Genomic DNA, 21,794 nt, shown 5'->3' on the forward strand with positions numbered 1-21,794 from the left:
TCCCCAATTCCCTTGCACTGCGACCGTGTCGGATTGACCGGCCGCATGCGATGCGTGGGCCGTCAAGGTCCCGCCGAACTGGGTGCCATCGACTGAGATGGTGTAGAGCGCGTCGCCGAGATAGGCATCTTCGCTGACCTTGAAGACGAGTTGATCCGGACCGGCACCGATCGCTGGTGATGACCCGCTGTGCAGTTGTGAAGAGCTATCGGCCGAGTTCGCCTGCGGCAGGGGTGTGATCGCCGGCGCCGTCGTTCCGGCCGACGCGCCGTCATGGAAACCGAAGGTCTGTCCGAGTACGTTTCCGATCGCGCCTTGCGGCAAGTTCGTTCCGTTGAAGCTGACCGAGTCCAGATAGAGATTGCGGTCGGTGTTCGGGGTCCCATCCCAACGATCGTTAAGAAAGTGGACCAGAACGGTATGATTGCCGGATCCCCAATTCCCTTGCACTGCGACCGTGTCGGATTGACCGGCCGCATGCGATGCGTGGGCCGTCAAGGTCCCGCCGACCTGAGTGCCATCGACCGAGATGGTGTAGAGCGCGTCGCCGAGATAAGCATCTTCGCTGATCTTGAACACGAGTTGATCCGGACCGGCACCGATCGCCGGTGATGATCCGCTTTGCGCTTGTGAAGAGGTATCGGCCGAGTTCGTCTGTGGCAGGGTCGTGATCGCCGGCGCCGTCGTTCCGGCCGACGCGCCGTCATGGAAGCTGAAGGTCTGTCCGAGTACGTTTCCTATCGCGCCTTGCGGCAGGTTCGTTCCGTTGAAGTTGAGGGAGTCCACATAGAGATTGCGGTCGGTATTCGGGGTCCCGTCCCAGCGGTCGTTAAGAAAGTGGGCGAGGACGGTGTGATCACCGGATCCCCAAGCCCCTTGCACTGCGACCGTGTCGGACTGACCGGCTGCATGCGATGCGTGGGTCGTCAGCGTCCCGCCGACCTGGGTGCCATCGACCGAGATGGTATAGAGCGCGTCGCCGAGATAGGCATCTTCGCTGATCTTGAAGACGAGTTGATCCGCACCGGCGCCGATCGTTTGTGATGACGTGGGTGTTGTTTGGAATGCGCCGACGGCGGTTGCCGCACCGTAAGTCCCAGGATCGTAACCGTCGGGAGATAAGACCGGATCCTGAGAAACAGCCGTGGCCGCCGGGTCAGCAGAATAAACGCGGACGTAATCGATCTTGCTGGTGATAGGAACCCGGGCGAGGTTTGCGGGCTCTTGCGTGGCCAGATTCGCGAGGAGATACATTGGCCCATGCATGTCGCTCGGCGTTGCGCGAGTCCCAACCAGCTGGCCATCGATATAGAAACTGATCTGGTCCTTCTGCCAATTCACGCCGTAAGCATGATAGCCGCTGGAAGTTGCTAATTCGCTGTAAACCTGAAGCAGCGTTTGCCAGTTTTCGTTTGGCTTTTGGTCTGTTGTGTGGATGGTGCTGTATACCCCTTTATTCCAGACGCCGTAGTGTTCAACCACATCCAGCTCTTGCCATCGTCCGAGCCCGTTCGGGTCGGGAAGGCCTTTGTCAGGCAACAACCAAAATGCATCCCAGGCACCCGGTAGCGAAGAGAACTCTGCCCGTATCTCGAAGTAACCGTACTCCTGCGAGAAATTTCTCTGCGTAGTTATCAGTCCGGATTCCCAGCTTCCGGGGACGCCGAAAGGAGTACGATCCGGAACAGCCGCAATTGAAAGCGCTCCTTGGAAAACGGAGAAAGGATCGTATCCTGAGCTGGGATCGACGAACGAGCTTGTGCCGAAACCAACGTCGGACGCTGCGTCGCCGCGCCATTCGGACCTGGTGTCCGCCCATTTCGTCCCAGCGCCAGTAAATGAAATGCTCCTTGAATCAAATTCATCGTCAAACGTTAGCTTGTAACCGCTAAGATCGATCATCGAAATTCTCCGCCAATAAGGCCATTGAGCGGTGAAGGGAATAATCGGACGAGGAACGAACGCTTCGAAGTTTTTGCGCTCAAAGCTTCAGATCGTTGGTCGCGATGTATTGATCGTTGGACGTCTCGGACGATCAGAATAAGGTGCGGGTCAGACAGCTCACACGGGTCCGATAGTCCTTTCCGAGATGCCCGGGCTCGCATTTAGTAGGGAGTATCACCAGGGCCTTTCTCGACTATACGCCCGTCATGGCTGGAAGTGCATGGTGATGGAAATGAATTGCTGCACTAATTTTGTGCGATCATTGGGAGGCTCGGGACGGTGATCGCACGCCTTGGATCATGGCTGCATCAACTCCTTGGAGTCACACCAGTGTTGTCGACTTAGAGCATGGACCTTGTGTCCGCATAAACATACTCACCTGATGCGGCTCGCCGCATGCCGGTGGGAGGCTGCAATGTGAGCTGCGGCCCGCTCGATGCACAGGTCCTGTCAGCCAATCCCGCCGTGCGCTCGAATTCAACAGGGCTGAGGTGGCAAAGATGTTGGAAAGAAGTACCAGGCGAGCCAGCGCTATGCCGCACACAGCTCCTGCGACCTTGATCGGTGCATTCTATCAGGGCCATGCCAATCGGTGGTTAGTAGCTGCGGCGTCTCCAGCAGGATCGCGCTTCCAACCACGATCAGAGCTGCATGTGCAAAACGGTTTGGGTAAGCAAGCGCAAATACGCACCCCAACACCACGAACGCGGAAAAATGCTCGAGATGAGCCGGCGCGGTTTGAGAACGATCAGAAATCGGACCTGGCGTCAAGAAAGCCACGATCCCGAGCGCGAGGCATCCCGCGACGAAACAGTAGCGGGGCGCGCGACGATCTTGCAACCCATGGACCGGGGACCGCATGGACCAAGGCTGGATCAGCTCTCCGCAGGCAGAAAATAAACCGAACTCTCGCACGAGGTTCAATGCACTCCGAGCGAAGCGATCAGTCCTTCGCTTGAGCAGTTGATGAAGAATGCCGGCGAGCGGCTAGCCGTCGTGGCGGGTTGATGATTGGGCCTAATCATCCGCAGCCGGGCCAAGCTAGGGCCAGCTGTCGGTCCGCGTTCCCACCACTCTTTTCCGCATCCTTGAGAGCAACAGGAGCAACTGCGGATGGCGCAAGCCGCTGGCGTGCTTGATGCGCCATCGAGCTATAGCCTGCCTGTCCAATGTTGCGGGTCCTGATTCGATTGTGCGCGCAGCAGAATGTATTGGTCGAAAGCTTCATTGAAGCCGAGAACGGCCGTACTCAGATTGTCGAGAACAAGAATAGCTCTTCCTTCTAGTACGAGCAGAACAAGGTGGTGTTCTCCGGTTGCGCGAATACCAACCTCGGCCAGGAGAAGAGACGAACTCGGCCAACCCGCACGCAGCAGCAGATGGCGCTTTGTAACAGCATAATCTCCGCAGTTTCCTTCATGAGGAGAGACCTGCCAGTCATAGTCGTTTCGGCTGGCCGATAGCGTCTTTGGTACGATACTGAAATTGACAACCGAATTGATCTGGTTGAGCTCTCGCCATCGCTGACCACGAGAACGGAAATCTGTGATCCGGAGATCGCGGTGTTGCTGGCAATCTTCGGGATACCGGGCGCAGAATAACGCGAACGAAAGGGGAGGGATGACCCCCTGCGTGTCGAAGCTGGAATAGGCGGGCTGGCAGCAAGCGCAAAACATCATGGCCAGCATGCACAGAGCACGTCTGATCATCGCAATTAGCCTAGCAAAAGATCTATCAGCCAGATTGTATTGCGGTGCAGAAAAAAGGCCATATCAATTGTGCGGCAATTGGTGCCCAAGCGCGAAGCGTCGCTGCCATCTTCGATGGCATCTCCAAGAGGAATAGGCGAGTGGGCGCTCGCAGTCGCTCCCCGCAATGCGGTCATGGCAATGCCGCGCTGACGTACCGGGTCTGGTCGGAAAGCGAGTGTTCTATCTCCGGAAAAAGCTCGGAAGCGGGGCTATACCGCCGGCAAGATTCCGCTACACGAGCCGGCTCCTGATGCGCAGGTTCAATGCATGGCGGTTTGGCAACCGAGCATCAACAGCAAAAGACCCCGCAGATTTTTGGCTCAGCGCCAAGCCGATTGTCAAGTTTGTGCTTGGGTTAAACGCGGCTCGGGACTGCCCAGGTAGCGCTGGTTCCGGATTTCCAGGAGCAGCAGGACGCGCTTGGTCTGTGCGGCATTGAGCAGACCCTCAACAGGATGAACAGCTCGCGCGCCTTGGCGTGGACTTCGACGTTGATGGCGTGCTGACCGAAGCCGTAGGACGACAGCCGGGCTTCGATTTCGTCGGCGGCGATGGGATCGCGCCGCCGGCTCCAGGCGTTCTGCAGGGTGTAGTACTCGGCCTCGTCCGCGAAGTCGGGCGCGATGCCGACCAAGTCGATCCGGCGCAAGGCCGCTGCGATCGCCTGTTGATGCTGGCTTTCAGCAGCAGGTAGCGCAAACATCGGTAGCGCTGGATCTCCCAGCATAGCTCGGCGATATCGATCGCGAGCAGCCATTCGATCGCGGATCGCGGCGCGAGGTCGGCAAAGATCGCTTGCCGCAGCGCCTGGTGGTGCTCGCGGCTCTCACCGGGCAACAGCAGGGGAGGCGGCGCCAGCACTTCGAGCTCAACGGGCATGGCGCTGACCGTGGGCTGCTGTTCGGTCTTGAAAGGGCCGTTCATCGCCGTCTCGCCTTCGCGGCGACGTGTGCGGACATGCTGCTGTCGACGATCGTTGCCGGGCTGGCGATCCCGTGGACGGGGCTTGCCGCCCACAAGTCCTGCGCGACCGGCAATGGCGCGATCTGCATATCGGACCACCAGGCTCGCTCGTTGCCGTGCCGGTGCAGGTCCTGGTGATGGGTGCGGCACAGCGGCACGACGAACTCGTCGCTGACCTTGCGGCCCAGGGATCGCGGTTGCGCGAACTTCAGGTGATGCGGATCGGACGGAGACTGCTGGCAGACCAGGCAGGGCTGTCCGCGCACAAACAGCCGGTGGTCCTTGCTGCGCTTGCGCGGCGGCTCCTTAGGGAAGGCAAGCCCCGCCTGTTGGAGGTTGCGCTCAACGTCTGATGCGGATGGCGGCGACGAGTCGGGGGCATGGACTTGCCCCGCCTCCACGGATAGGTCCTGCGACAGGCCATTGGCGACGAAAGAGGCGGCTTTCTCGACGCGCATCTGGTAGGCGACTTCAACTAGGCGGGCGTCCACCTCCAACAACGTGTTCTTGAGCGGCAGGCTGGCCTTGGCCCACCCCAGCAGGTCCTCGTTGCCATGCAAGGCTTCCAGTTGCTTCAGCAGACGCTGCCGCAGGTCTGCGGAGGCTTGCGGACGGAGCACCGGCGCGCGATTGAGGACGCCCTTGGCGGGCTTGACCTTCGGTCTCGTTTGCGGCGTGGTGGGCGGCGGCTGATTGGTGATCAGATCCGGTGCATCGAGGTCGTCCTCGCCGGCAATGCCGACCAGCGTGAACAGCGCATAGCGGCGGGCATAGCTCAGCGCGGCGCCCATCCGGTGCGGAGCCACAGTTTCGGCGACCGGACACACCGGCCAGTCCGAGGCGATCCATTCGCCGGAGCTGTGGAGCAGGGTGGTCGTGAGCGTGATCAGGCCTGTCGCGTTCTCGAGGGCAGTGGCCTGAACGGTTGCGATCTCGTGCTTGCTCAGGCACTTGCGCACGATCTCCAGTCCGCTCGCCAGTGACGCATAGCGGAAGCTGCGGCTTTCCTCCCGGGGGAAGGGAGAGACGATGGTGGCCGTGAGTGACTTCTCGGGATTTTCCAGTTCAGCCTGCGCCCGGGCCAAGGCGCCGGCGATTTGGCTGATGGATTGACTGGATTGCTGCATCACTGGCTCCGTGGGCTGGCCAAATAGAAATTAGCGGCGGCAGACGAGTTCGATCTGCACGCCCAGCACGACGCCGGCGGCGACGATCTCATGCTCCAGGCGGGCGATCAGGACGGTGAGAAGCGGATCGTCGTCGCAGAGCGATCGGAAGCCGCGCACCGGCCCCAGAGCTCGGCCAGCAGCTCAAAGGCGGCCTGGTAGCGCTCCGGCGGATTGCAGGCGGGATCGAGAGGGGCAAAGTCGAAGAACGGCGCCATGGCCAGACTCCGGAAGCTTTAGAACCGGCGGCACGGCACCGCGGGTCGGGCGCATGGGGCTAGTCGAGTGCCGTCAGCTCAAAACTGATCGCACCGGATTTTGAGCGTTTCGCCCGCAGTCCATGGCCGGTTGCCTCCTTGGCGTCTTCGGGCACCAGCGCCTTCAGTTCACCCTTGACTCGCTCATGCTCCAGCGCAGGCGCGCGCGTTTGCCGATAGATCCCGGCGAATTCCGCCCATGAGTTTGAGCCGGTCATGTCCACCACTCGGATCGCCTCAAGCCGCGGCCGCGGCGGTTCAGCCCCAAACAGTTGTGGCGGTTCGCCGCTCTGCACGCAACGCCAGAACTTTTTCTCGGCGGTCAGCAGCAGATGCTGGTACAGCGGATCGGCGTGGATCTTGATCTCGACCCATTTGCCGCCGCCGGTGATGATCGACAGTACCGCCGCGCGGGCGGCGACCACCCACATGTTGTGTTGCAGCTGCGCCATGTGCTTGTCCGCCGCCGCTTCCTCGGAGAAATTCCAGGGCAACATGAACTTGCTCTCAAACACGTCGCCGGTTTGGTGGACCCGCCCGTCCAGGGTCGCACCCATCCACCGATGGACCGGATGCAGAACCCGGCGCTGGATGTGCTCAAGCGCGTAACCGCTTTGGCGCTCGTACCACGCGCGGTTGAGGTGCTCGGTCGCTGTGCCGAGCTGGACGATGAGGTCGGCTGACAGGTCCGCCGGCTCGACTTCGCCGCGCTTTTCTTGCCAAAGCCGGACCAAAGTCTCAGCGTCGCTGCCCATGATGATCCTAGCGTCGCTTCCCCCAATAAAGTCCCGGCGGGCTTGAATAACCTTTGTCGAATCAGTTGCTCGCATGTTTTCCTCTCCTCGAAATGCAATCATATCTTACGTATCGAATGATATTTAAAATATCATATGATTGGCGTAGGGGTCAAGCGTGAAAACTCCTTTAATCAGCGCTCAGATTCGCGCCGCTCGTTCTTTGATCCGATGGCGAGCCGAAGACCTCGCCCGTGCGTCAGCCGTCGGAGTTGCCACGATCCGCAGAGCGGAACTGGCGGATAGTTCCACATCGCTGACGGCCGCGAATGATCAGGCGATCCGCCAGGCTTTGGAGACCGCCGGCGTCGAGTTCATCGAAGAGAATGGCGGAGGCCGCGGCGTCCGACTCCGGAAAGCAGCTAGCGAGAAACCTCGCAGATAACCCTCCTAGAACGAGCGTTGGAATTGGTCTTCGAAGCATCGAGAAGGGCGCGCGCCTCTCGGATCGTCTTCTGCAGATTGCCCAGGACTGAGCTAGCTCCTAAAGGAAAACTCATCGGCACATCTGAGTATTTGTCCAGTAGGTTGCCGGCCGCCAACTTCGGTGAAGCCACGCTCCTGCGCGATGGAAGCCGTGGTCCAATCGCCCACCGGCGCTTCGATGCGCTAATTGGAAGAAGCGCAAATTACCATCGCTCCAGTTGCTGACGTTCGGGCGCGAAATTGCACGCGAAGCCTATCGTGATTCTGCAAGGGGCAGCGGATCCCGCCTGCAGCAACTGCTTTGCTGATGCGCTCGCAGGGATCGGTGAGCCTCTGCAATTTTTAAGGGCAAGAGCTTCATCCACACCGTGGCGAGCGCAAGCTGGCGCCATTGCAAATCCGCGTGATACGAACCGGATCATTCCCGGATCACGAAGCTGAGCAGCCGCGATCACGGGCAGGGCTCAGTGGCGATCGCCAGGCGCGCGGCGCAGATCCTCTTACTTTTCTTTAACAGTTGGCGTGCCACTTTTTTGTTGGAGCTCAATTTCGTTATGACTCGGATTGGCTCCGTTCCCAGAGGAGTTTTCGGGAAAACAAAGCTCGTCGGCAACAGCTTGACGAGGCCAATATTCCTTTGTTTTCGGAGAACCAAGATGCCCAACACAACAGGTATTTCTTTTCTAGCGAAGCCACCTCTGCTGCTGACCGAATCGGCGCAGGAGTTCGAGCACCTCGCGATGGCGATGGTCGAGCGCATTGCGCCCGACGGGATTCTCGCAGAGGTCCTGGTCAACGACGTGATCCATGCGACGTGGGACATCCTTCGCTATCAACGCTGTCGAACGCCGATCATTCAGAGTGCGTATCGCCAGGCGCTGATCAACCTGCTGCAACACGCCACCGGTCTTGACGAGCTGGAAGCCGAGCTCCTCGCGAACGGATGGTTCAAAACCAAGGCGGGCAAGGAGGAGGTAATGAACTGGCTAGGGCCTTACCATCTCGACGAAACTGCGATCGAGGCCGAAGCGATCAAACTGCTATGCTCGGAGCTTGAAACGCTGGACCGGTTGCTGGCGTCGGCCGAGACCCGGCGCAACAAGGCGCTGCGCTTGCTTGCGGAGCTCCACGCAGCCACCGCCAGACGGGCACGCGAAGTCACGCACCAGCTGATCGAGGCAGAGAGAGGCGCTGATGGGCGATGTCCCGACGCGGCAGAATAAATAATGGCGAGCGAGCGGCAAATCGCGGCGAACCGCCGCAACGCCGGCAAGAGCACCGGACCGAAGACGCGCGCCGGCAGGCAGCGTGCGCGGGCGAACGCCTATCGGCATGGGTTGACCGCGGTGTCCTCTCGCGAAGCGCGCGAGGAGATTGACGCGCTGGCGCGCCAGTTCGCCGGCGAAACGGCCGATCCGATCATGTTGCAGCGGGCGCGGACCGCCGCGCATGCTGAATTTATTCTGGCGCGGATCAAGCTGTTGCGGATTGCCTGGATCCATCGCACCTACGCCCTGGGGGCGCCGCAGGACGCGCCTGAGGAGGTTTACAAGCGTGAGGTTTGGGCGTGGATCCGAGACGGAACGCCAAGGCGTCTGCCAGAGGACACCATGCCGCCGCCCGGACCCGAACGCCTCGCAGAAGCGATCCGGCGTAGTCTGCCAGAACTCGGGAAACTCGAGCGCTACGAGATGCGAGCGATGGCGAGGCGCAACTGTGCCATTCGGCAATTGGTGCGCTGCCGAGCGGGGTGAATGAACCCAATTTGGTTCAGTTACCCTCTCCCGTCGCGCCTCGGTTGCTCGGTCAATGGAACGAACAATTTGAGCGTTCCTCCATCAACTCGGTGGAGCTTAGCTCATCTAGGCGATGCCACTCACAGATTCAAAAGGCGATCGCGGGCTCAATGACCGGCTTTTCATACCTGCTCATTTCAGGCGGAGGGGGAGCGTCGGGCGCTGCGGGTCGCGGGCCTTCGCGCGTTGGCCCGCGCGCGCGAGATGCGCGGAGACACAAAATGTGCAGAACGAAGCCAATTTTGTTGAATCGATTCAACTCAGCTCCGCAAGTTGACGCGCTCAGACCCCACGTCTGTGTGATGTCCGTGGTTGGGATGTCTGAGATCTCCGGCATCCCCTACGCTCGAAGACGGGCTTCGATATCGCTCGCAGCAGAGCATCTAGTTGCTAATCCAGCGCGTTTTGGATGGTGTGAATTTCGGCTGCATTTTGGAAGTCCGGGACAATGCCCGCTACATCAATGCGGCGAAGCGTCATCTCGATCGCCTTGTGGCGATAGGTGTGCAGGAGCCTATGTCGCAGAATCCGGTAGCGTTGCATCTCCCAGGAGAGTTCTGCGATGTCGATGGCGAGCAGCCATTCGATGGCAGATTGAGGGCCGAGATCGCGGAAGATCCCTGACGCTGTTCAGGGTTGAGCGGACATGTCGCGGTAAAAATTAAGTCACCGAACCAGCCAGCGCGGGGGCTCGGCGACAGCGCTGATCTTCGAAGGCTCAAAGCTCTCTGCACATCGGGGATGTTGTCTGTTCTTGACCTTGACCCAGTGCTTCTGCCGACCGCGCCGGCGGTCCCGGTGCTTGGATACCAACCCCTCCAAGCCCATGCAGCAGCCGCCCGATATAGGTCAGGCCCGAGCCCGCCGCTCGACTGGCGCGGCTGAGCAGAGAGATCGCTCGCCGCGCCGATTAAATATTGCGTAATAAAATGAAATTAAATGAATTAAATAATGGACGAGATTTAAATTTGGATTAGGATGCGAATGCTTGGCGCCGGACGCACGCGTCAAGGACCTCCTTGGAAGCGGCCCCATCATCCTGCCCCTGCCCACGCCGTCCAAAGGATGTAGGGGCCGCTTCTTTGGCAAATTGGGAGGGGAATCATGCAGTTCCTGTCATTGGGTGATTTGTTTTTCATCTCCGCAGCAACGGGTACGCTCCTATTGGTCGAGGTCGGAGTTTTGATCATTGTGGGAGTGATCTGAGCCGGACGTCTTCCGGTCAATATTCCATCGTCGCGGGCGTGGGCCTGGTGCGTGCCTCTCTTCCACTCCTACTGGGAGGGGGTCGAGTGGGCGGAGAACCATCGACGTCATGCCTGCGGTCCCGAATGATAACGTAGGCACCTGGCCTCTACTACCGTTTCCGGATCGCTGGTACGCCACCTGTTGATCTGTGATGCGGCTCGGTCCTGCGGTGCTCAGCACGTAGCAGGCAGGCGCATTTTTCCAAATTCGGTCATTGCGCGGCTGCCGCTTGCTGTCGTTGGTGGTGAAGGCCTGTGCCTGACGTGTATGCCACCAAGGCGACGTTGTACGCCTGCCAAAGCGTATGCCGGTCGAGATCCGGGAAACACTTCAACACGAGTGGTTCAACGTCAGCGGCTTGATATGCATCCAGGCATTGAAGAATGACGCAGCTGACGTCGGCGATGCTGTGGTGTTGCATTTTCATTGTTCCCGGTTATGGACATCAGCTGGCTCGGCGGCCGCGGTCTCTTGGTCTGTTGCCAGGACGACAGGTGCAGCCACAAGCTGAAGCAACCGCCGGCAGACATTGATCGATGGCCCGATCACCTTAGGTGGGGAGCCTCGCTCGCGCGCTGGGTTTGCGGCAAGCGCGGCGCCCTTGTCACAGCCGGTCGCGACCCGACGATGATGCGCGCTTAGTGAGCTCTGATGAACCGCCAGGTCCGTTGGTATGGTGGAGCTGTTCGAGCCGCCTGTCGAGTTCTTGCTTTTTGGCAACGATCCTCGCGGCGAGAATCTGATCGACGTCGGTGTAGAGAGCCCACAACTCATCGAGGGACATCTGCTCAAATTGCGGTTGGTAATCACGAATGTCCACAGTCCGGCCCCCGGCTGGGGCGGGTAGCAGCGAAGTCAGTCTTGAAAGCCCGGACCCTTACGCTGATCAGATGATCGCGTTGCTGGCCGGGCCGACCGCGCTGCCCTCATAAACCGCCTTCCCAGCTCTAGTTTCGCGTGTCGCACCGACGATTCTGCGCTCGGCCTTGGCTACTCGGTCTCTAAGGGTCTCAAGTTCGGATACCTGAGACGCGAGTGCCTCACAATGTTGGTGCAGAGCGAAATGACAACCATCCAGTCGCGCACGAGCGTCCATTGCACGCCCCTCTATGGTACTGCCCCAGAAGACGTGGCCCGCAATTGGGACCACCGCGAGACTAGTCAAATTGACCCATCAGGTCTGTTCGCTTTCGCACATTCGCTGTATGCTTTCCCTCCGTGGATCGCCACGCGTCGAGTTGCTGCGAGCGGCAAGCAAGATATTGCTGCTGACCTGCCGCTCGGGCCTCACGGTTTTCGAATTCGCACAATGGACGGCTTCCAGGCGACTGCCACCGCAGACAAGCCGGGCCTTGGATCTCGCGATCGCACAAAACACCGCCAGCACCGTCTACGGCCCCGGCATTTAGGGTTGTGCTTGGGCCGCTGCGATCTGCGCGCGTTAACCTTGATCAGCCGGATGTAGTATCCCGCGCCTAGGAAAATCGGCAGATCGCGCTTGGTCGATGCGACGAGATCTCTGCTTGGCCTTGGCAACCGAATCTCGAAAGATCCTGCAGTTCGACAGCTGGAAGCGAGCGCCGCCGCGAAACGCTGGCGCGGGGAAGCGGAGGAGCGTGGATCTCAACACGGGGCTGTCTCCGGGCCCGAATATCGGCTCGCGCGGCTCTTTGCCATCGGGCAGTTGATCGTTTCGCAAGAGGTTAGTTTCAGGGCGTCTGCTGAGCACTGCGAATAAGGCCGATCTGCGCGGCTTTCATGCGGTGGTTCTCGCTCTTTCTGGTAGCAGTACTTCGATTGCGTAAGGCGCGAGCCGGATGTCGGTCTCGCTCTCCGGCTGGTGATCCACGGGGCTTCTTCTCTCTCGAGAGAGCAAACTTGGCCGCTAGGCGTCTGAACAATGAACGCTTTGCGACTTGCATAGCTGCGGGAAGGCAGCCTTCCCCTCGTTAGTGCCAAAACAGCATTCCTTTGTCTTGCTTCTCGACTCACCAGTCTGACTTGACGAGCGATGCGGGAAGACTCAGCCCTCAGCCGCTATGCGGGGCGGAGCAGCGCTTACGATTAGACAAGTGCGCGATTTTGGTCTTCTTCACGAAAATCCAATTAAATGGCAAGTGACGTCCGGCGATTCAGGAGCGCATCGCGTCGATAGCGTGTGCGATTAAAATGCTCACGCTCAAAATAACTAGAAAAATGAGCAACCAGGTACTCACGTCCACCTCCTGTCTTGGAAGTGAACCTTCCTGTTTATGCACAGTCAAAGGCATCACGTAGGGAACCGCAATTTCAGCGGCCGCTGAGGATTCATTGCCACACGGCGGGCTATCGTCGGAACGCCAGGAAAAGGAGTGTGCCGACGATGGCGGTCGCGAGAAGTGGAAACCAAATGTCCGGCACTTCAGGGACTCCGACTCACTGCGTCGGATTAAATGCGAGTTGCGCCGTTAATTCTTCTGGTTTTCACTATTCTCCACAGCTCAAACAGAAGTGGCCGCAACTCGAAACGAATATTTGCGGTATTATGTTCGTGGTTTGGCGTCGTCAGTATTCTGAGCGGTTCGATCTCGCGTGTTCGTATAGCTAGCCGGCCTCACGTGCAGATCCATTTCTGGTCAGCAGTTCCAGGTTTAACGCATCTCGGTAGCATCAAGCTTAACGAGTGACATTCGTTGCCAACTTGCCGAGACGGAATATCGTCGCGTCGATCGGGCATTTTTGTTCCCGAACCTCCAGTTAGCGGGGGTTGCCTGAAAACGGGTTCGATTTCCATGATTCGATATTCGTCTTATGGAAATTCGAACTATCGTGCACCAGCCGCGCAGTTCTCCTATCCCAGCGCGCGAGCGATATCGTCGGGTCGATTTCCTGCGGCGGCCAGAGCGATCAGCCGCTGATGATCTTCCGGCGTCCACCTTCTCACCAGTGGGTAGCGTGACTGTTCCATCGCGCCAGCGGCCCCCAGCCTGTTGCACGCCTATGCCTGCCTACAGTTCGCAGATTCGCGCCCAACAAGCGAAGTGGGCTGCTGGTCGGCGATCGGCCAGAATGAAAGTGCTGCTGCTGGTCGCGGAGCGAGGCGCGCCGGTGATGTTCGCCCGGATCGGGGTCGTGCGCCTGTGGAAAGCGCACTGGAGCGCAGGGGGGCTTCAGGAGCGCCCCAGGGCCGCCCACTCCATGCCGACGACGGCGTAAGGCCGGCATGATCGCCTACGGCGTTGCCCAAGGCACCGCCTATCGAAATGCCACCGCCTTAATCGTCATGATGGTGGTGGTGGTGGTGATGCTCATGCGAGCTGCCCCCGCCAGACCGCGCAATGGCGTTAGACGTCAGCGATGTTGATAGCAGGAGCGTCATCGCTGGAGGCGTCACGACGGCAAACCTGCCGCAGGTCTTTAAGAACTCGCGGCGGTCCTCGTCTTCGGTGGGGCTTGGCATGCTGAGCTCCGGTTGGTGGCGTGCGGATATTAAGCCGAACGAAATTTAAATCAATTAAACAAATCAAGTTCCTTTTATAATTTAAAGGCCGCGAGCCGGCCTCAGGTCAGGTGGGTGTGTCCGCTACCGGACAGACCGGCCGTTGGTTGTATGTTGCCGCCCGACGTCAAGAACTCGCGATTGAATACAAGGCCCTTGCTAAATCATCCGCTATTTCCACCGAACGAGCAATTTTGTTGAAGAGCGTCGCAAGGACCCTCACCGGATTAGCTAGTCAATTGGACCGGGCTTGCCTCTCTGACGAGAGACGAAGCGCGTCACGCACGAGCCGCCGATGATCGGCCCTTGGGGCCGAGCCCGGAAGACGGCCAACGTCTTTAGGATGTCCGCGTCGGCGACGATACAGCCGAAAGCCACGCCTTCGAGCGCGCCAAGAAGATCGTCAGGAGCGATGGTGCACATTGGGAGACGCAAGATCTCAGACAAGAATTCACAAGACAGCTCGGCAAAGCAGCAGATGGGGAGTGTCCACGTTGCGCTCAACATTGAACAGCCCGGGCAGTGCATCCGAAATTCAATACCTCCTATCGTTCGCCCTACGCTCAGTTCCAGAATTAACTTGCAACACGAACATCAAGCTTAATTCCAGACCGTGATTGCGGCCGCGCGCTAGAGGACTAGGCTTGCGCACACGGACATTGTCCTTGTCCGCTCCACCCCAGCGAAGTCGCCGCACCATTATATTCGGTGCAGCGACTTCGACGCTGGACAGTCGCGCGAGCTTCACTTGAGAGAGCAGCCGGACCACGAAACGCTTGATCTCATCGAGATGCGTCGCCGACTTACGGCGCTCCGGTCGAAACACTCGGACAATCTTTTAATTACTTCGCTGTTGAACCGCTTTTTCGTGAAAGTCGCATTTCTGCTGAAGCCAACAGACCTGGCACACGAGCAATATCTCAAATGCGAATTCGAACGAACGTTGATAAAAGTCAAAGAGATTGCTGCACGGACGAAATCTGACTGAAGGCCGCACCAACGCGTGGCTCTGGACCCGATTGGCCGGATATCCGCCACTTCTCTATCGGATCAGCCAGTAGCGGTTGTCGGCTTTGGGCGCGGGTGCCTGAACAATAATCTCCGCATTCGTCTTCGTCCTCCCTTATCGGGTGCTGCTGCTATTCCCGGGGCTTGTCGGTAATCTCTCGCACAGCCAAGCTCAGCTCCAGCTCTCTGAGCTGCTCAATCAGAAGTTCTACGACCTAGTCGTAGTCAGACGCCGTCAGCGAATGCACGCCTCGCAAGGCCAGTTGGTTCTGGAGGATCATCGCCATCATGGCTTTACCGCTCATGGGCCCTCTCGTCAGGAAACAAGATCGTCATAAAAACAATCAGAAGTAGACGTCTAAGCTTGCGGATGCGCAACGTCCGTAAGAGTACGGACAACGTAAGGCAGCAAATCCCTTTGGCGCCGCACAAACGGTAGAATGTGTCGCGTGTGCGCCTTCAGACTAATCCGTTGGCAAAGGAGGCGTCGGGCTGCTGGGACTCCACCGGATCAAGTGTAACGTTTTCGCAGGTAAGGCCAGGTAGGATGGAGCTTTACTCGCCGACAGGCCAGCCACGAGATTGCTAATGACTTCGGATTGCAATGATGAACTAGCGGCTATCGCTCGAGCAATCGCAACCAAGCAGCTTTATATCGAAAGTCAAACCATCTTGATCCAGGTGCTCGAGCGTGACGGACACGACATGCTTGAGCAAAGAAAAGCTCTCGGTAAGGAACGATCAGACCTAGCAACACAGATCGCGCGACAATTTAAGCTGCTAGAGACAAGGTGCACATCGGGCGCAGATGATCTCGTTGCGGCTATAATGAAATGATAGAACGTCGAAAGCTGGAGCGCATCGATGTGGACGAGGTCGCCTACATTTCAGGCGACGGCGCCAGCTTACGCTGCCGCGTGGTCAACATGTCGGAAGAAGGGGCATCCGTTGAGCTTCCGTCGAAGCGGCACGTGGCCTCCACATTCAAACTAATGCTCGAGAAAGATCGCATCATCCGAAGTTGCCGCCTAGTCTGGTCGAGTGGAAATCTTATCGGGGTCTCGTTCGAGGATCTTTAGGCGGAGAAGAGTCAGTTAGCTCTGCCTACAATGGAATTCGCGGTTCTTTCGCTGGCATGGATGGGCGATGTCAAACAATAGACCGGAAATCCGTTCGTGGTCCCCCGAGGAAGAAGCGCAACTTCTTGCGCTATTCCGCTATTCGACAGTGGCATGACTGCAAGCGAGATCGGCCAGCGGCTAGGCCGCACGCGCCTCGCGGTCTACAGTCCATTGCAACGCTTCCATAAGCAGCAGGGTCGAGTAAGCCGCTAGCGGACGTGTCTTCGCACAGCGGGCCGGTTAGTCATCCAAATGCCGCATGGATGTGATGCGTGTAGAGGCAACCGTCAACCAATTGTCGAGCCCTCTGCGGGAGGCGAATACACGATCTGAAATAGCGCACCATCTGCAAACAAAAAAGGTCGCGCCCACCGGGCGCGATCTTTCTCGAAGTTCGCCAGAATTCGGTCAGGAATTCATTGCTTCTCTTTGATAACGGTCGTGCTGCTGGTGCTGCTACCAACGGTGCCTTCGTCGCAGACTTTGGTCTGCTTGATGCGGTCTTCAGCTTCGACGCGGCTCTTAAAGGCCATCGGACCGATCTGCGTCACGACTTCCTTGTCCGCCGGGCGCGTGGTGGTAATGGTACAGTTGTGGCTAGGTCCTTGCACGACGTAGAACTCGTCAGCAAGTGCTGGAGCAGCCCATCCGACGATGAGCGCGCCAGCAAGAAGGGATGCTTTCATTGTCACCTCTCTGTTGAAGTACTGCCCAATAGAGGACGAACGGATGAACAGAAATCCACCGTGCTACTGGGCGCATGGTTAGATTACCGCTTCTCCGGTTCTGTAACTCACCCGAGATTTCGAGGTTCCACGAGTTCTGGTGCAAACACAGGTCAGCACCAGGTCGAATTTAGATTTGGAGCGCACAGGGGTGCCTGAGTGCCTGATGCGAAATTCCAAGGTGAACAGGGCTACTCGGAACGCTGAACTTGCTCGCGCGTTGTGCGTCATCGAAAGACTAAAGATTGAAGGAGCGCGTTATGGATCGCGAGCACGTGAAAGGCGTCGCCGATAAGGCCAAGGGCACGATTAAGGAAGGTGCTGGCAAGCTGAGTGGCGACAAGGACCTCCAAAGAGAAGGTAAGGCCGACAAAGCCAAGGGCGCCGTGCACAACGCCGCCGGTGACGTTAAGGATGCCGCGCGGGATGCAGCAGACGCCATGAAGAAGTGACTTCCCTTATGTTGTTGGGATTGACACTCGCCGCTTCTTCTGGGCGGCGGTTTTGTTTGCGCTATCGAGGAACCGCGCGCCTCTGTGCGGCGGCTTTATCTTCCTTTCCTACCCCTCGCATCACGACCTTGAGCACATGAGCAACGGCTCTTGCAGCGCCTTCGCCTCGTCCCATGGCGCGCGCACCTAACGCCGGTTAAGGGATTGGTTACCGGTCACTGTCACGATTTACATACAGTCGCATTATGCGGCAGCGCATTCTGAGAACAGTCTATTATTTCGACACGCCCGGTTGGCGGTCTCTTTCAGGAGACGCCCCAATGCTTAAGGGCTTCACGGTCTTCGTTGTTGCGCTGATCAGTACAGCGCAAGTGGATCAATACCTAACCCACGGTCGGTACACCGACGCGGCCATGGCTATGCTGCGGCAGATCGGTCGCGCGTTTGGATTTTAAATAGTTCTTTTGCGACGGAGACCCGTCATGGACGGCATCTCATGGGCCGATCTCGAAAGGGATGAACAACGCGCAATTGCGATATTGGGAGCCGGTCTCGACGCATTTTACTGGCGCTTAGTAAGGCAATAGTTCGGACGCTTTTGTCCCGGCCAGGCTGTGGAAATTCTTGCAATGACCTATGGCTGTACGGGTGACATGGCGCTCAGCCGAAGGTGTGTAAGACCACAGCATAGTGGTTGCAACAATGAGGAAGGCAACGGCCGCGATTGCAGATGAGATCAGACGCTTCATGGGAAACCTCCGGTTTCCGATTGAAGGTTCGTCCGACAGTTCGATTAAAGGTTCAATGGAAAAAGCCAAAATCTCGGGCCGCTCATGGAGTTCCATTTGAGACGTCAGGGCAGCCCGCCCGTGCTAGGCGGCATGCCCACCCGCAATCGTGACTATCTCGCACCCCGCACCCTCCGAAAAGTCCGATCCGAATGGTTCGGAAACACCCCGGCATCGGTGCGAAGTTGTCGACATAGCGGTTGACGACGCGGAACAGCGCGATAATGGCGGCTTGGTTGCTGGTGATCAAACGCGCAAACGAGAACACCCGCTCGCCACCTACTCGACGTCGATCATTCGCTCCTTGGTGATCCGCAGGCTGCGGACGTAATAGCCTTGTGCCTGAACGGCTGACTTGATTTCGTCGCTGACCTTGAGAACTCGTTTCCTGCTCTTCCGCCACTTATGTGCAGAGTAAAGCACGGGCACGGGAGAGCCTGAACTTAGAACGAGCAAGAAGCGCCTGTCATTGCGATAGACATCATACATTTCGCCCCGCGATCATGTTGAAGTAAGCATGTCTGGTCGTCTCCATGGACGAGCTTAGTATCGCGAATGGCTGTGCGGGTTGTAAATCTGCAACGTCCGGGATCTCTTCAGCAACGTTCCAGATTGGGAACGAACTTGGTGCAAGCTCGGCCGTGGGTATTGATCAAGCTCTTGCGAGCGGTCGGGTAAGGAGGCTATCGAATTCCGCCACAACTGCGTGAGCAAATGCGCGGATGCTCGAAGTCCCCCGCTGCGATCACTGCGAAGAAGAGTTCGCGCCAGAAGAGCTGATAGTTCTTGCGCCACCGGCCGGGGACGGCGAGTTGATCTGCGGTCGGTGCATCGAAGTCAAGCTCCGTCGGGCCGTCGCGAAGCTACCGCGCGGTGATAACTGATGCTCCAGCGCATCAGGATCATCTCGATCCCACAGCTTCCGCGTAGGCGGTTCATGAGCGCGAGCGCAATCCAGCCTCGTCGGTAGCATCAAGCTTAATGAGTGACATTCGTTGCCAACTTGCCGAGACGGAATATCGTCGCGTCGATCGGGCATTTTTGTTCCCGAACCACCAGTTAGCGGGGGTTGCCTGAAAACGGGTTCGATTTCCATGATTCGATATTCGTCGTATGGAAATTCGAACTATCGTGCACCAGCCGCGCAGTTCTCCCATCGCGACCCGCTGGAAGCCGAGTACCGTCAGCTCATCGAGCTACGAGAGCGAGTCAGAAAGGCCGAAGCCACGGCCTCAAAGCGGTTTACGATCGCGACAAGGAAAAGGAATTCGCCGCAACGAAGATGAATCCATTGGCACGCATCTGTTCGATGCGCGCGGCGGAGTTCGTGGCGTGCAGCGCCAGGGTTGTAACCACCAAAGTCAGGTCGTCGAGAGTGGTCGAGATGCCTTGGTGGCGGGCTTGGGGGAGAAGCGTGCAGTCGGGGGGACTACGACCGCTTTGAATGGGCCCGCGAACCGCGAGGGCCAGCTCCGTCGGATTGCCGGGCGATGCGCCGCCGTCCGTCTTTCCCGAAGATCCTCGACGGATTAGAGCCCTGTGCGCTGTCGCCGAAAATCCGCCCTCCGGTTTTCATCTTGTGGCCTTGCTTTGGTCAAACCGGCGTTGGGGAGTGTGGACTTGCCCGATTTAATGCCCGGCCTCGGTCCGGGTGACATTGGGTGCGATGGGGAACGCCGATGCTTTCGCCGATTAAACCGATATATCCCGGCTCACAAATTCATAGTCCCGCGCTCTCACCGGAAGACGTCGAGCTTGTTGCGCGCGCGGATGAACGGCTCGTCCACGCCTATGATCAGATCGCACGTGCAGATGAACAGCTGGCGCGTGTCAATGAACAGCTTTCCAAGCTAGATCAGGATGGCACGCGCCATCCTTCTCAGCCGAAGAATTCCGCGAAATGGTTTCGACCACCTGACCGCGGGGCGAGCTCATCGCGCGGAAGGCCGGCACTGCGCGGCCTGATCGGTCTGCTGTTGGCAAGCGGCATCTGTGTAGCTGCTCTTGCTGCGCAGTCATCTTACGGTGATGCGGTCAGAGCAATGATGTATCGGTGGTCCGCGCATGCCGTTTCACCTTCGTCGTTGCCGCAAGAAAGAGCCGAGATCTCCTCGGCTCTGCCTACCACTCAGACGAGTGCAACCTATGTGGTACTTCAGCAACCGGGGCCGCTGACTACACCGCACGATGCGATCCAGGCAGCCGCTGGCCCCAGTTCGCCGGAGCTGGCGCCGACGCTCCAGGGATTGTCGGGCGACCTTACGAACCCGCAGCAAGCGATCGAGCAGCTCAAGGCCAACCAAGATCAAATCGTCCGCGACCTTGGCCAGCTCTCCGACCAGCTTACGGCGGTCCAGGCACAAATGGTGCGAGACAGAGCGGATGCCGGCGAACAGCTCAGAATGGTCCAAGAACGATTGGCCGGCATCACCACTAACGCTTCCGAGCAGATCCTACGCCCCAAGACGCCGGTGCCGTTGCCCAGGCCAATTGCCGCCACGATCCGCAAACCTGTGCCAACCGTTCGGCGGGCGCAAGACAGGGGGCGGCCACACGCGCCGCTGCAGACCGATCAAGCCGTGCAGGACTAGGGATTAACTGTTTCCAACGCGTCTGATCGCTGCGAGACCTCGATGCGGAGGGCAGAGGGCGCTGTTGCTTGCTCCGCAGCTGTCGCCATCGCGCGGCTTGCTGCCCATAGTTCACTCGCAACCGGGAGGGAGATAATCGTCCCAATGTGGGGGATGGCGACCGGCGCCTTTTGGCGCGCTCCTTCCCTGTTAGATTGGGGCGGGAGCGCGACTGGCGTTCCCATCACCGGAGCTCTCCGCGGACGCTCAGATGGCACGCTCCTTGCCAATCAGTCGGACCAGTGATTTTCGTTGCGAGGAGACGTCTAGCAATGGGACCAAAAATTCGAATCTTCAAAGGCCCAAAGCCCAATCTGGCACATGTTACCCGCAATCTGATGCAACTACTCGACGCGCTCGAGGATCTTGAGGAGCTGAGAGAGAAGGTCCGGCTAGCAGAAGCAACCCGAGTGTTACATTAAAGCGGCCACCTCCGTCAGACCTGCTGACTAATCTGCCAATGGCACCTTGAATCGGCAATAGTAGCTCGCGCGGTTTTGCGTTTTGCGTGCGACCAATCGAGGGCTCGCGTGCGGTCCAGCACTATGCGGCAGAACCAGCCATGGCGCAGAGGAACCGGGCTCGGGGATCATGGTTAACGGTTTGGCAAAGGAGATCGTCCAATGCCCCATGCCGCCCCTTTGGTGCTCGCCGCCATCGTCGCCAACTCAGCTCTTCTGGTCCTCGCGCCAGGAGGCCCCGCAAATGCGGGGTCCGCGGGTGCGGGCACGGGGACAAGCGCGAGCAGCGCCAACGCTGGTCCGTCGGCGCCTGCCGGAATGGGGACGAATGCGGGTAGCGCCAGCGCTGGTCCCTCAGCGCCTGCCGGAATGGGGACGAAAGACGCCGCCACCGGCGCAAATCCGAGCACTACCAATCAATTGAACAATCCGAACGTTGAACCCGCCACGCCGACAAAGTCGCGGACGGCCGCACAGGCCGCAAGAAATGCCGGGGTTGGCCACGCGCAAAATGGCCTGCCGATCGGGGCCATTGGGACGGGTACGAGCAACGAGGACCAGATGATCATCGGCCCATTACCCACCCGAAACGCATCAGCCCCGGCAGCACAGGCCAAAGGAAACATCAGTGGTGGTCACGCGACAAATGGTCCCCCGGTCGGAACGTTTGGAAAGGGCCCCAGTCTTTCGGACCAGGTGAGCCGGCCGCGCGCCGCGCGAGCTGGCGATAAAGTGCTGGACGCCAAAGCGCAGGTCGAGCGACGAACAACCGTTTCGCCCAAACGC

Annotated in this window: 17 protein-coding genes and 1 pseudogene; 7 read left to right on the plus strand and 11 right to left on the minus strand. The window is 58.8% G+C overall.

The window, feature by feature from the left end; all coding sequences use genetic code 11:
* From AC0L3A_RS29465 to AC0L3A_RS29490, 6 genes are all read right to left on the minus strand, one after another.
* Positions 1 to 1,902, minus strand: a 1,902-nt coding sequence (locus AC0L3A_RS29465; protein WP_473255656.1) for a carbohydrate-binding domain-containing protein, incomplete at its 3' end; no start/stop codon positions are given.
* 1,193 nt (positions 1,903 to 3,095) lie between these two features.
* Positions 3,096 to 3,632 carry a transglutaminase-like cysteine peptidase gene (locus AC0L3A_RS29470; protein WP_473255657.1) on the minus strand — a complete coding sequence of 179 codons (537 nt, stop codon included), beginning with the start codon at positions 3,630 to 3,632 and terminating at the stop codon, positions 3,096 to 3,098.
* Between the two features lie 418 nt (positions 3,633 to 4,050).
* Positions 4,051 to 4,398: a hypothetical protein gene (locus AC0L3A_RS29475; protein WP_473255658.1), complete on the minus strand. Its 348-nt coding sequence runs from the start codon at positions 4,396 to 4,398 to the stop codon at positions 4,051 to 4,053.
* A 217-nt stretch (positions 4,399 to 4,615) separates the two neighbouring features.
* The gene (locus AC0L3A_RS29480; protein WP_473255659.1) at positions 4,616 to 5,785 is read right to left on the minus strand and encodes an ERF family protein; all 1,170 of its coding nucleotides are present in this window, start codon (positions 5,783 to 5,785) and stop codon (positions 4,616 to 4,618) included.
* Between the two features lie 30 nt (positions 5,786 to 5,815).
* Positions 5,816 to 5,944: a hypothetical protein gene (locus tag AC0L3A_RS29485; protein ID WP_473255660.1), complete on the minus strand. Its 129-nt coding sequence runs from the start codon at positions 5,942 to 5,944 to the stop codon at positions 5,816 to 5,818.
* A gap of 157 nt (positions 5,945 to 6,101) precedes the next feature.
* Positions 6,102 to 6,911, minus strand: a complete 810-nt coding sequence (locus AC0L3A_RS29490; protein ID WP_473255661.1) for a YqaJ viral recombinase family protein — start codon at positions 6,909 to 6,911, stop codon at positions 6,102 to 6,104.
* 1,046 nt (positions 6,912 to 7,957) lie between these two features.
* Here AC0L3A_RS29490 and AC0L3A_RS29495 point away from each other — a divergent pair.
* The 3 genes from AC0L3A_RS29495 (at position 7,958) to AC0L3A_RS29505 (ending at position 9,721) form a co-directional block, all read left to right on the plus strand.
* Positions 7,958 to 8,524, plus strand: coding sequence for a hypothetical protein (locus tag AC0L3A_RS29495; RefSeq protein ID WP_473255662.1), 567 nt, complete (start codon positions 7,958 to 7,960; stop codon positions 8,522 to 8,524).
* 3 nt (positions 8,525 to 8,527) lie between these two features.
* Positions 8,528 to 9,055 carry a hypothetical protein gene (locus AC0L3A_RS29500; RefSeq protein WP_473255663.1) on the plus strand — a complete coding sequence of 176 codons (528 nt, stop codon included), beginning with the start codon at positions 8,528 to 8,530 and terminating at the stop codon, positions 9,053 to 9,055.
* Positions 9,056 to 9,484: 429 nt separating this feature from the next.
* Positions 9,485 to 9,721 (plus strand): hypothetical protein, encoded by a 237-nt coding sequence (locus AC0L3A_RS29505; protein ID WP_473255664.1) that lies wholly within the window; start codon positions 9,485 to 9,487, stop codon positions 9,719 to 9,721.
* Between the two features lie 1,228 nt (positions 9,722 to 10,949).
* Here AC0L3A_RS29505 and AC0L3A_RS29510 read toward each other — a convergent pair.
* Positions 10,950 to 11,165 (minus strand): hypothetical protein, encoded by a 216-nt coding sequence (locus AC0L3A_RS29510; protein WP_473255665.1) that lies wholly within the window; start codon positions 11,163 to 11,165, stop codon positions 10,950 to 10,952.
* Between the two features lie 2,228 nt (positions 11,166 to 13,393).
* Between AC0L3A_RS29510 and AC0L3A_RS29515 the strand changes: the two genes are divergently transcribed.
* Together AC0L3A_RS29515 and AC0L3A_RS29520 are read left to right on the plus strand one after the other, a co-directional pair.
* Positions 13,394 to 13,540 (plus strand): hypothetical protein, encoded by a 147-nt coding sequence (locus tag AC0L3A_RS29515; RefSeq protein ID WP_473255666.1) that lies wholly within the window; start codon positions 13,394 to 13,396, stop codon positions 13,538 to 13,540.
* A 2,124-nt stretch (positions 13,541 to 15,664) separates the two neighbouring features.
* Positions 15,665 to 15,910 carry a PilZ domain-containing protein gene (locus AC0L3A_RS29520; RefSeq protein WP_473255668.1) on the plus strand — a complete coding sequence of 82 codons (246 nt, stop codon included), beginning with the start codon at positions 15,665 to 15,667 and terminating at the stop codon, positions 15,908 to 15,910.
* A gap of 458 nt (positions 15,911 to 16,368) precedes the next feature.
* Here AC0L3A_RS29520 and AC0L3A_RS29525 read toward each other — a convergent pair whose 3' ends face one another.
* The gene (locus AC0L3A_RS29525) at positions 16,369 to 16,638 is read right to left on the minus strand and encodes a hypothetical protein (RefSeq protein WP_007595436.1); all 270 of its coding nucleotides are present in this window, start codon (positions 16,636 to 16,638) and stop codon (positions 16,369 to 16,371) included.
* A 299-nt stretch (positions 16,639 to 16,937) separates the two neighbouring features.
* Here AC0L3A_RS29525 and AC0L3A_RS29530 point away from each other — a divergent pair, with 299 nt between their 5' ends.
* On the plus strand, positions 16,938 to 17,129 hold the full coding sequence (locus AC0L3A_RS29530; RefSeq protein ID WP_473255669.1) for a CsbD family protein: 192 nt from the start codon (positions 16,938 to 16,940) through the stop codon (positions 17,127 to 17,129).
* Positions 17,130 to 17,701: 572 nt separating this feature from the next.
* Here the strand turns inward: AC0L3A_RS29530 and AC0L3A_RS29535 are convergent.
* The 3 genes and pseudogenes from AC0L3A_RS29535 to AC0L3A_RS29545 all read right to left on the minus strand — a co-directional run bounded on the left by AC0L3A_RS29535 (position 17,702) and on the right by AC0L3A_RS29545 (position 18,406).
* Positions 17,702 to 17,878, minus strand: a complete 177-nt coding sequence (locus AC0L3A_RS29535; RefSeq protein WP_157643135.1) for a hypothetical protein — start codon at positions 17,876 to 17,878, stop codon at positions 17,702 to 17,704.
* A gap of 199 nt (positions 17,879 to 18,077) precedes the next feature.
* A pseudogene (locus AC0L3A_RS29540) lies at positions 18,078 to 18,167 on the minus strand (SOS response-associated peptidase); the annotation flags it as partial.
* A gap of 29 nt (positions 18,168 to 18,196) precedes the next feature.
* Positions 18,197 to 18,406, minus strand: a complete 210-nt coding sequence (locus tag AC0L3A_RS29545) for a hypothetical protein (RefSeq protein ID WP_007595423.1) — start codon at positions 18,404 to 18,406, stop codon at positions 18,197 to 18,199.
* 1,190 nt (positions 18,407 to 19,596) lie between these two features.
* Between AC0L3A_RS29545 and AC0L3A_RS29550 the strand changes: the two genes are divergently transcribed.
* Positions 19,597 to 20,508, plus strand: a complete 912-nt coding sequence (locus AC0L3A_RS29550; protein WP_473255671.1) for a hypothetical protein — start codon at positions 19,597 to 19,599, stop codon at positions 20,506 to 20,508.
* Positions 20,509 to 21,794 lie beyond the last annotated feature (1,286 nt).

It is taken from the genome of Bradyrhizobium sp. MI1.3 (assembly GCF_055811695.1).

Coding starts and splice junctions, on each gene's coding strand:
- AC0L3A_RS29470 (WP_473255657.1), bottom strand. CDS start 3,632: ATGCTGGCCATGATGTTTTGCGCTTGCTGCCAGCCCGCCTATTCCAGC.
- AC0L3A_RS29475 (WP_473255658.1), bottom strand. CDS start 4,398: ATGTTTGCGCTACCTGCTGCTGAAAGCCAGCATCAACAGGCGATCGCA.
- AC0L3A_RS29480 (WP_473255659.1), bottom strand. CDS start 5,785: ATGCAGCAATCCAGTCAATCCATCAGCCAAATCGCCGGCGCCTTGGCC.
- AC0L3A_RS29490 (WP_473255661.1), bottom strand. CDS start 6,911: ATGCGAGCAACTGATTCGACAAAGGTTATTCAAGCCCGCCGGGACTTT.
- AC0L3A_RS29495 (WP_473255662.1), top strand. CDS start 7,958: ATGCCCAACACAACAGGTATTTCTTTTCTAGCGAAGCCACCTCTGCTG.
- AC0L3A_RS29500 (WP_473255663.1), top strand. CDS start 8,528: ATGGCGAGCGAGCGGCAAATCGCGGCGAACCGCCGCAACGCCGGCAAG.
- AC0L3A_RS29515 (WP_473255666.1), top strand. CDS start 13,394: ATGAAAGTGCTGCTGCTGGTCGCGGAGCGAGGCGCGCCGGTGATGTTC.
- AC0L3A_RS29520 (WP_473255668.1), top strand. CDS start 15,665: ATGATAGAACGTCGAAAGCTGGAGCGCATCGATGTGGACGAGGTCGCC.
- AC0L3A_RS29525 (WP_007595436.1), bottom strand. CDS start 16,638: ATGAAAGCATCCCTTCTTGCTGGCGCGCTCATCGTCGGATGGGCTGCT.
- AC0L3A_RS29530 (WP_473255669.1), top strand. CDS start 16,938: ATGGATCGCGAGCACGTGAAAGGCGTCGCCGATAAGGCCAAGGGCACG.
- AC0L3A_RS29535 (WP_157643135.1), bottom strand. CDS start 17,878: ATGAAGCGTCTGATCTCATCTGCAATCGCGGCCGTTGCCTTCCTCATT.
- AC0L3A_RS29545 (WP_007595423.1), bottom strand. CDS start 18,406: ATGTATGATGTCTATCGCAATGACAGGCGCTTCTTGCTCGTTCTAAGT.
- AC0L3A_RS29550 (WP_473255671.1), top strand. CDS start 19,597: ATGCTTTCGCCGATTAAACCGATATATCCCGGCTCACAAATTCATAGT.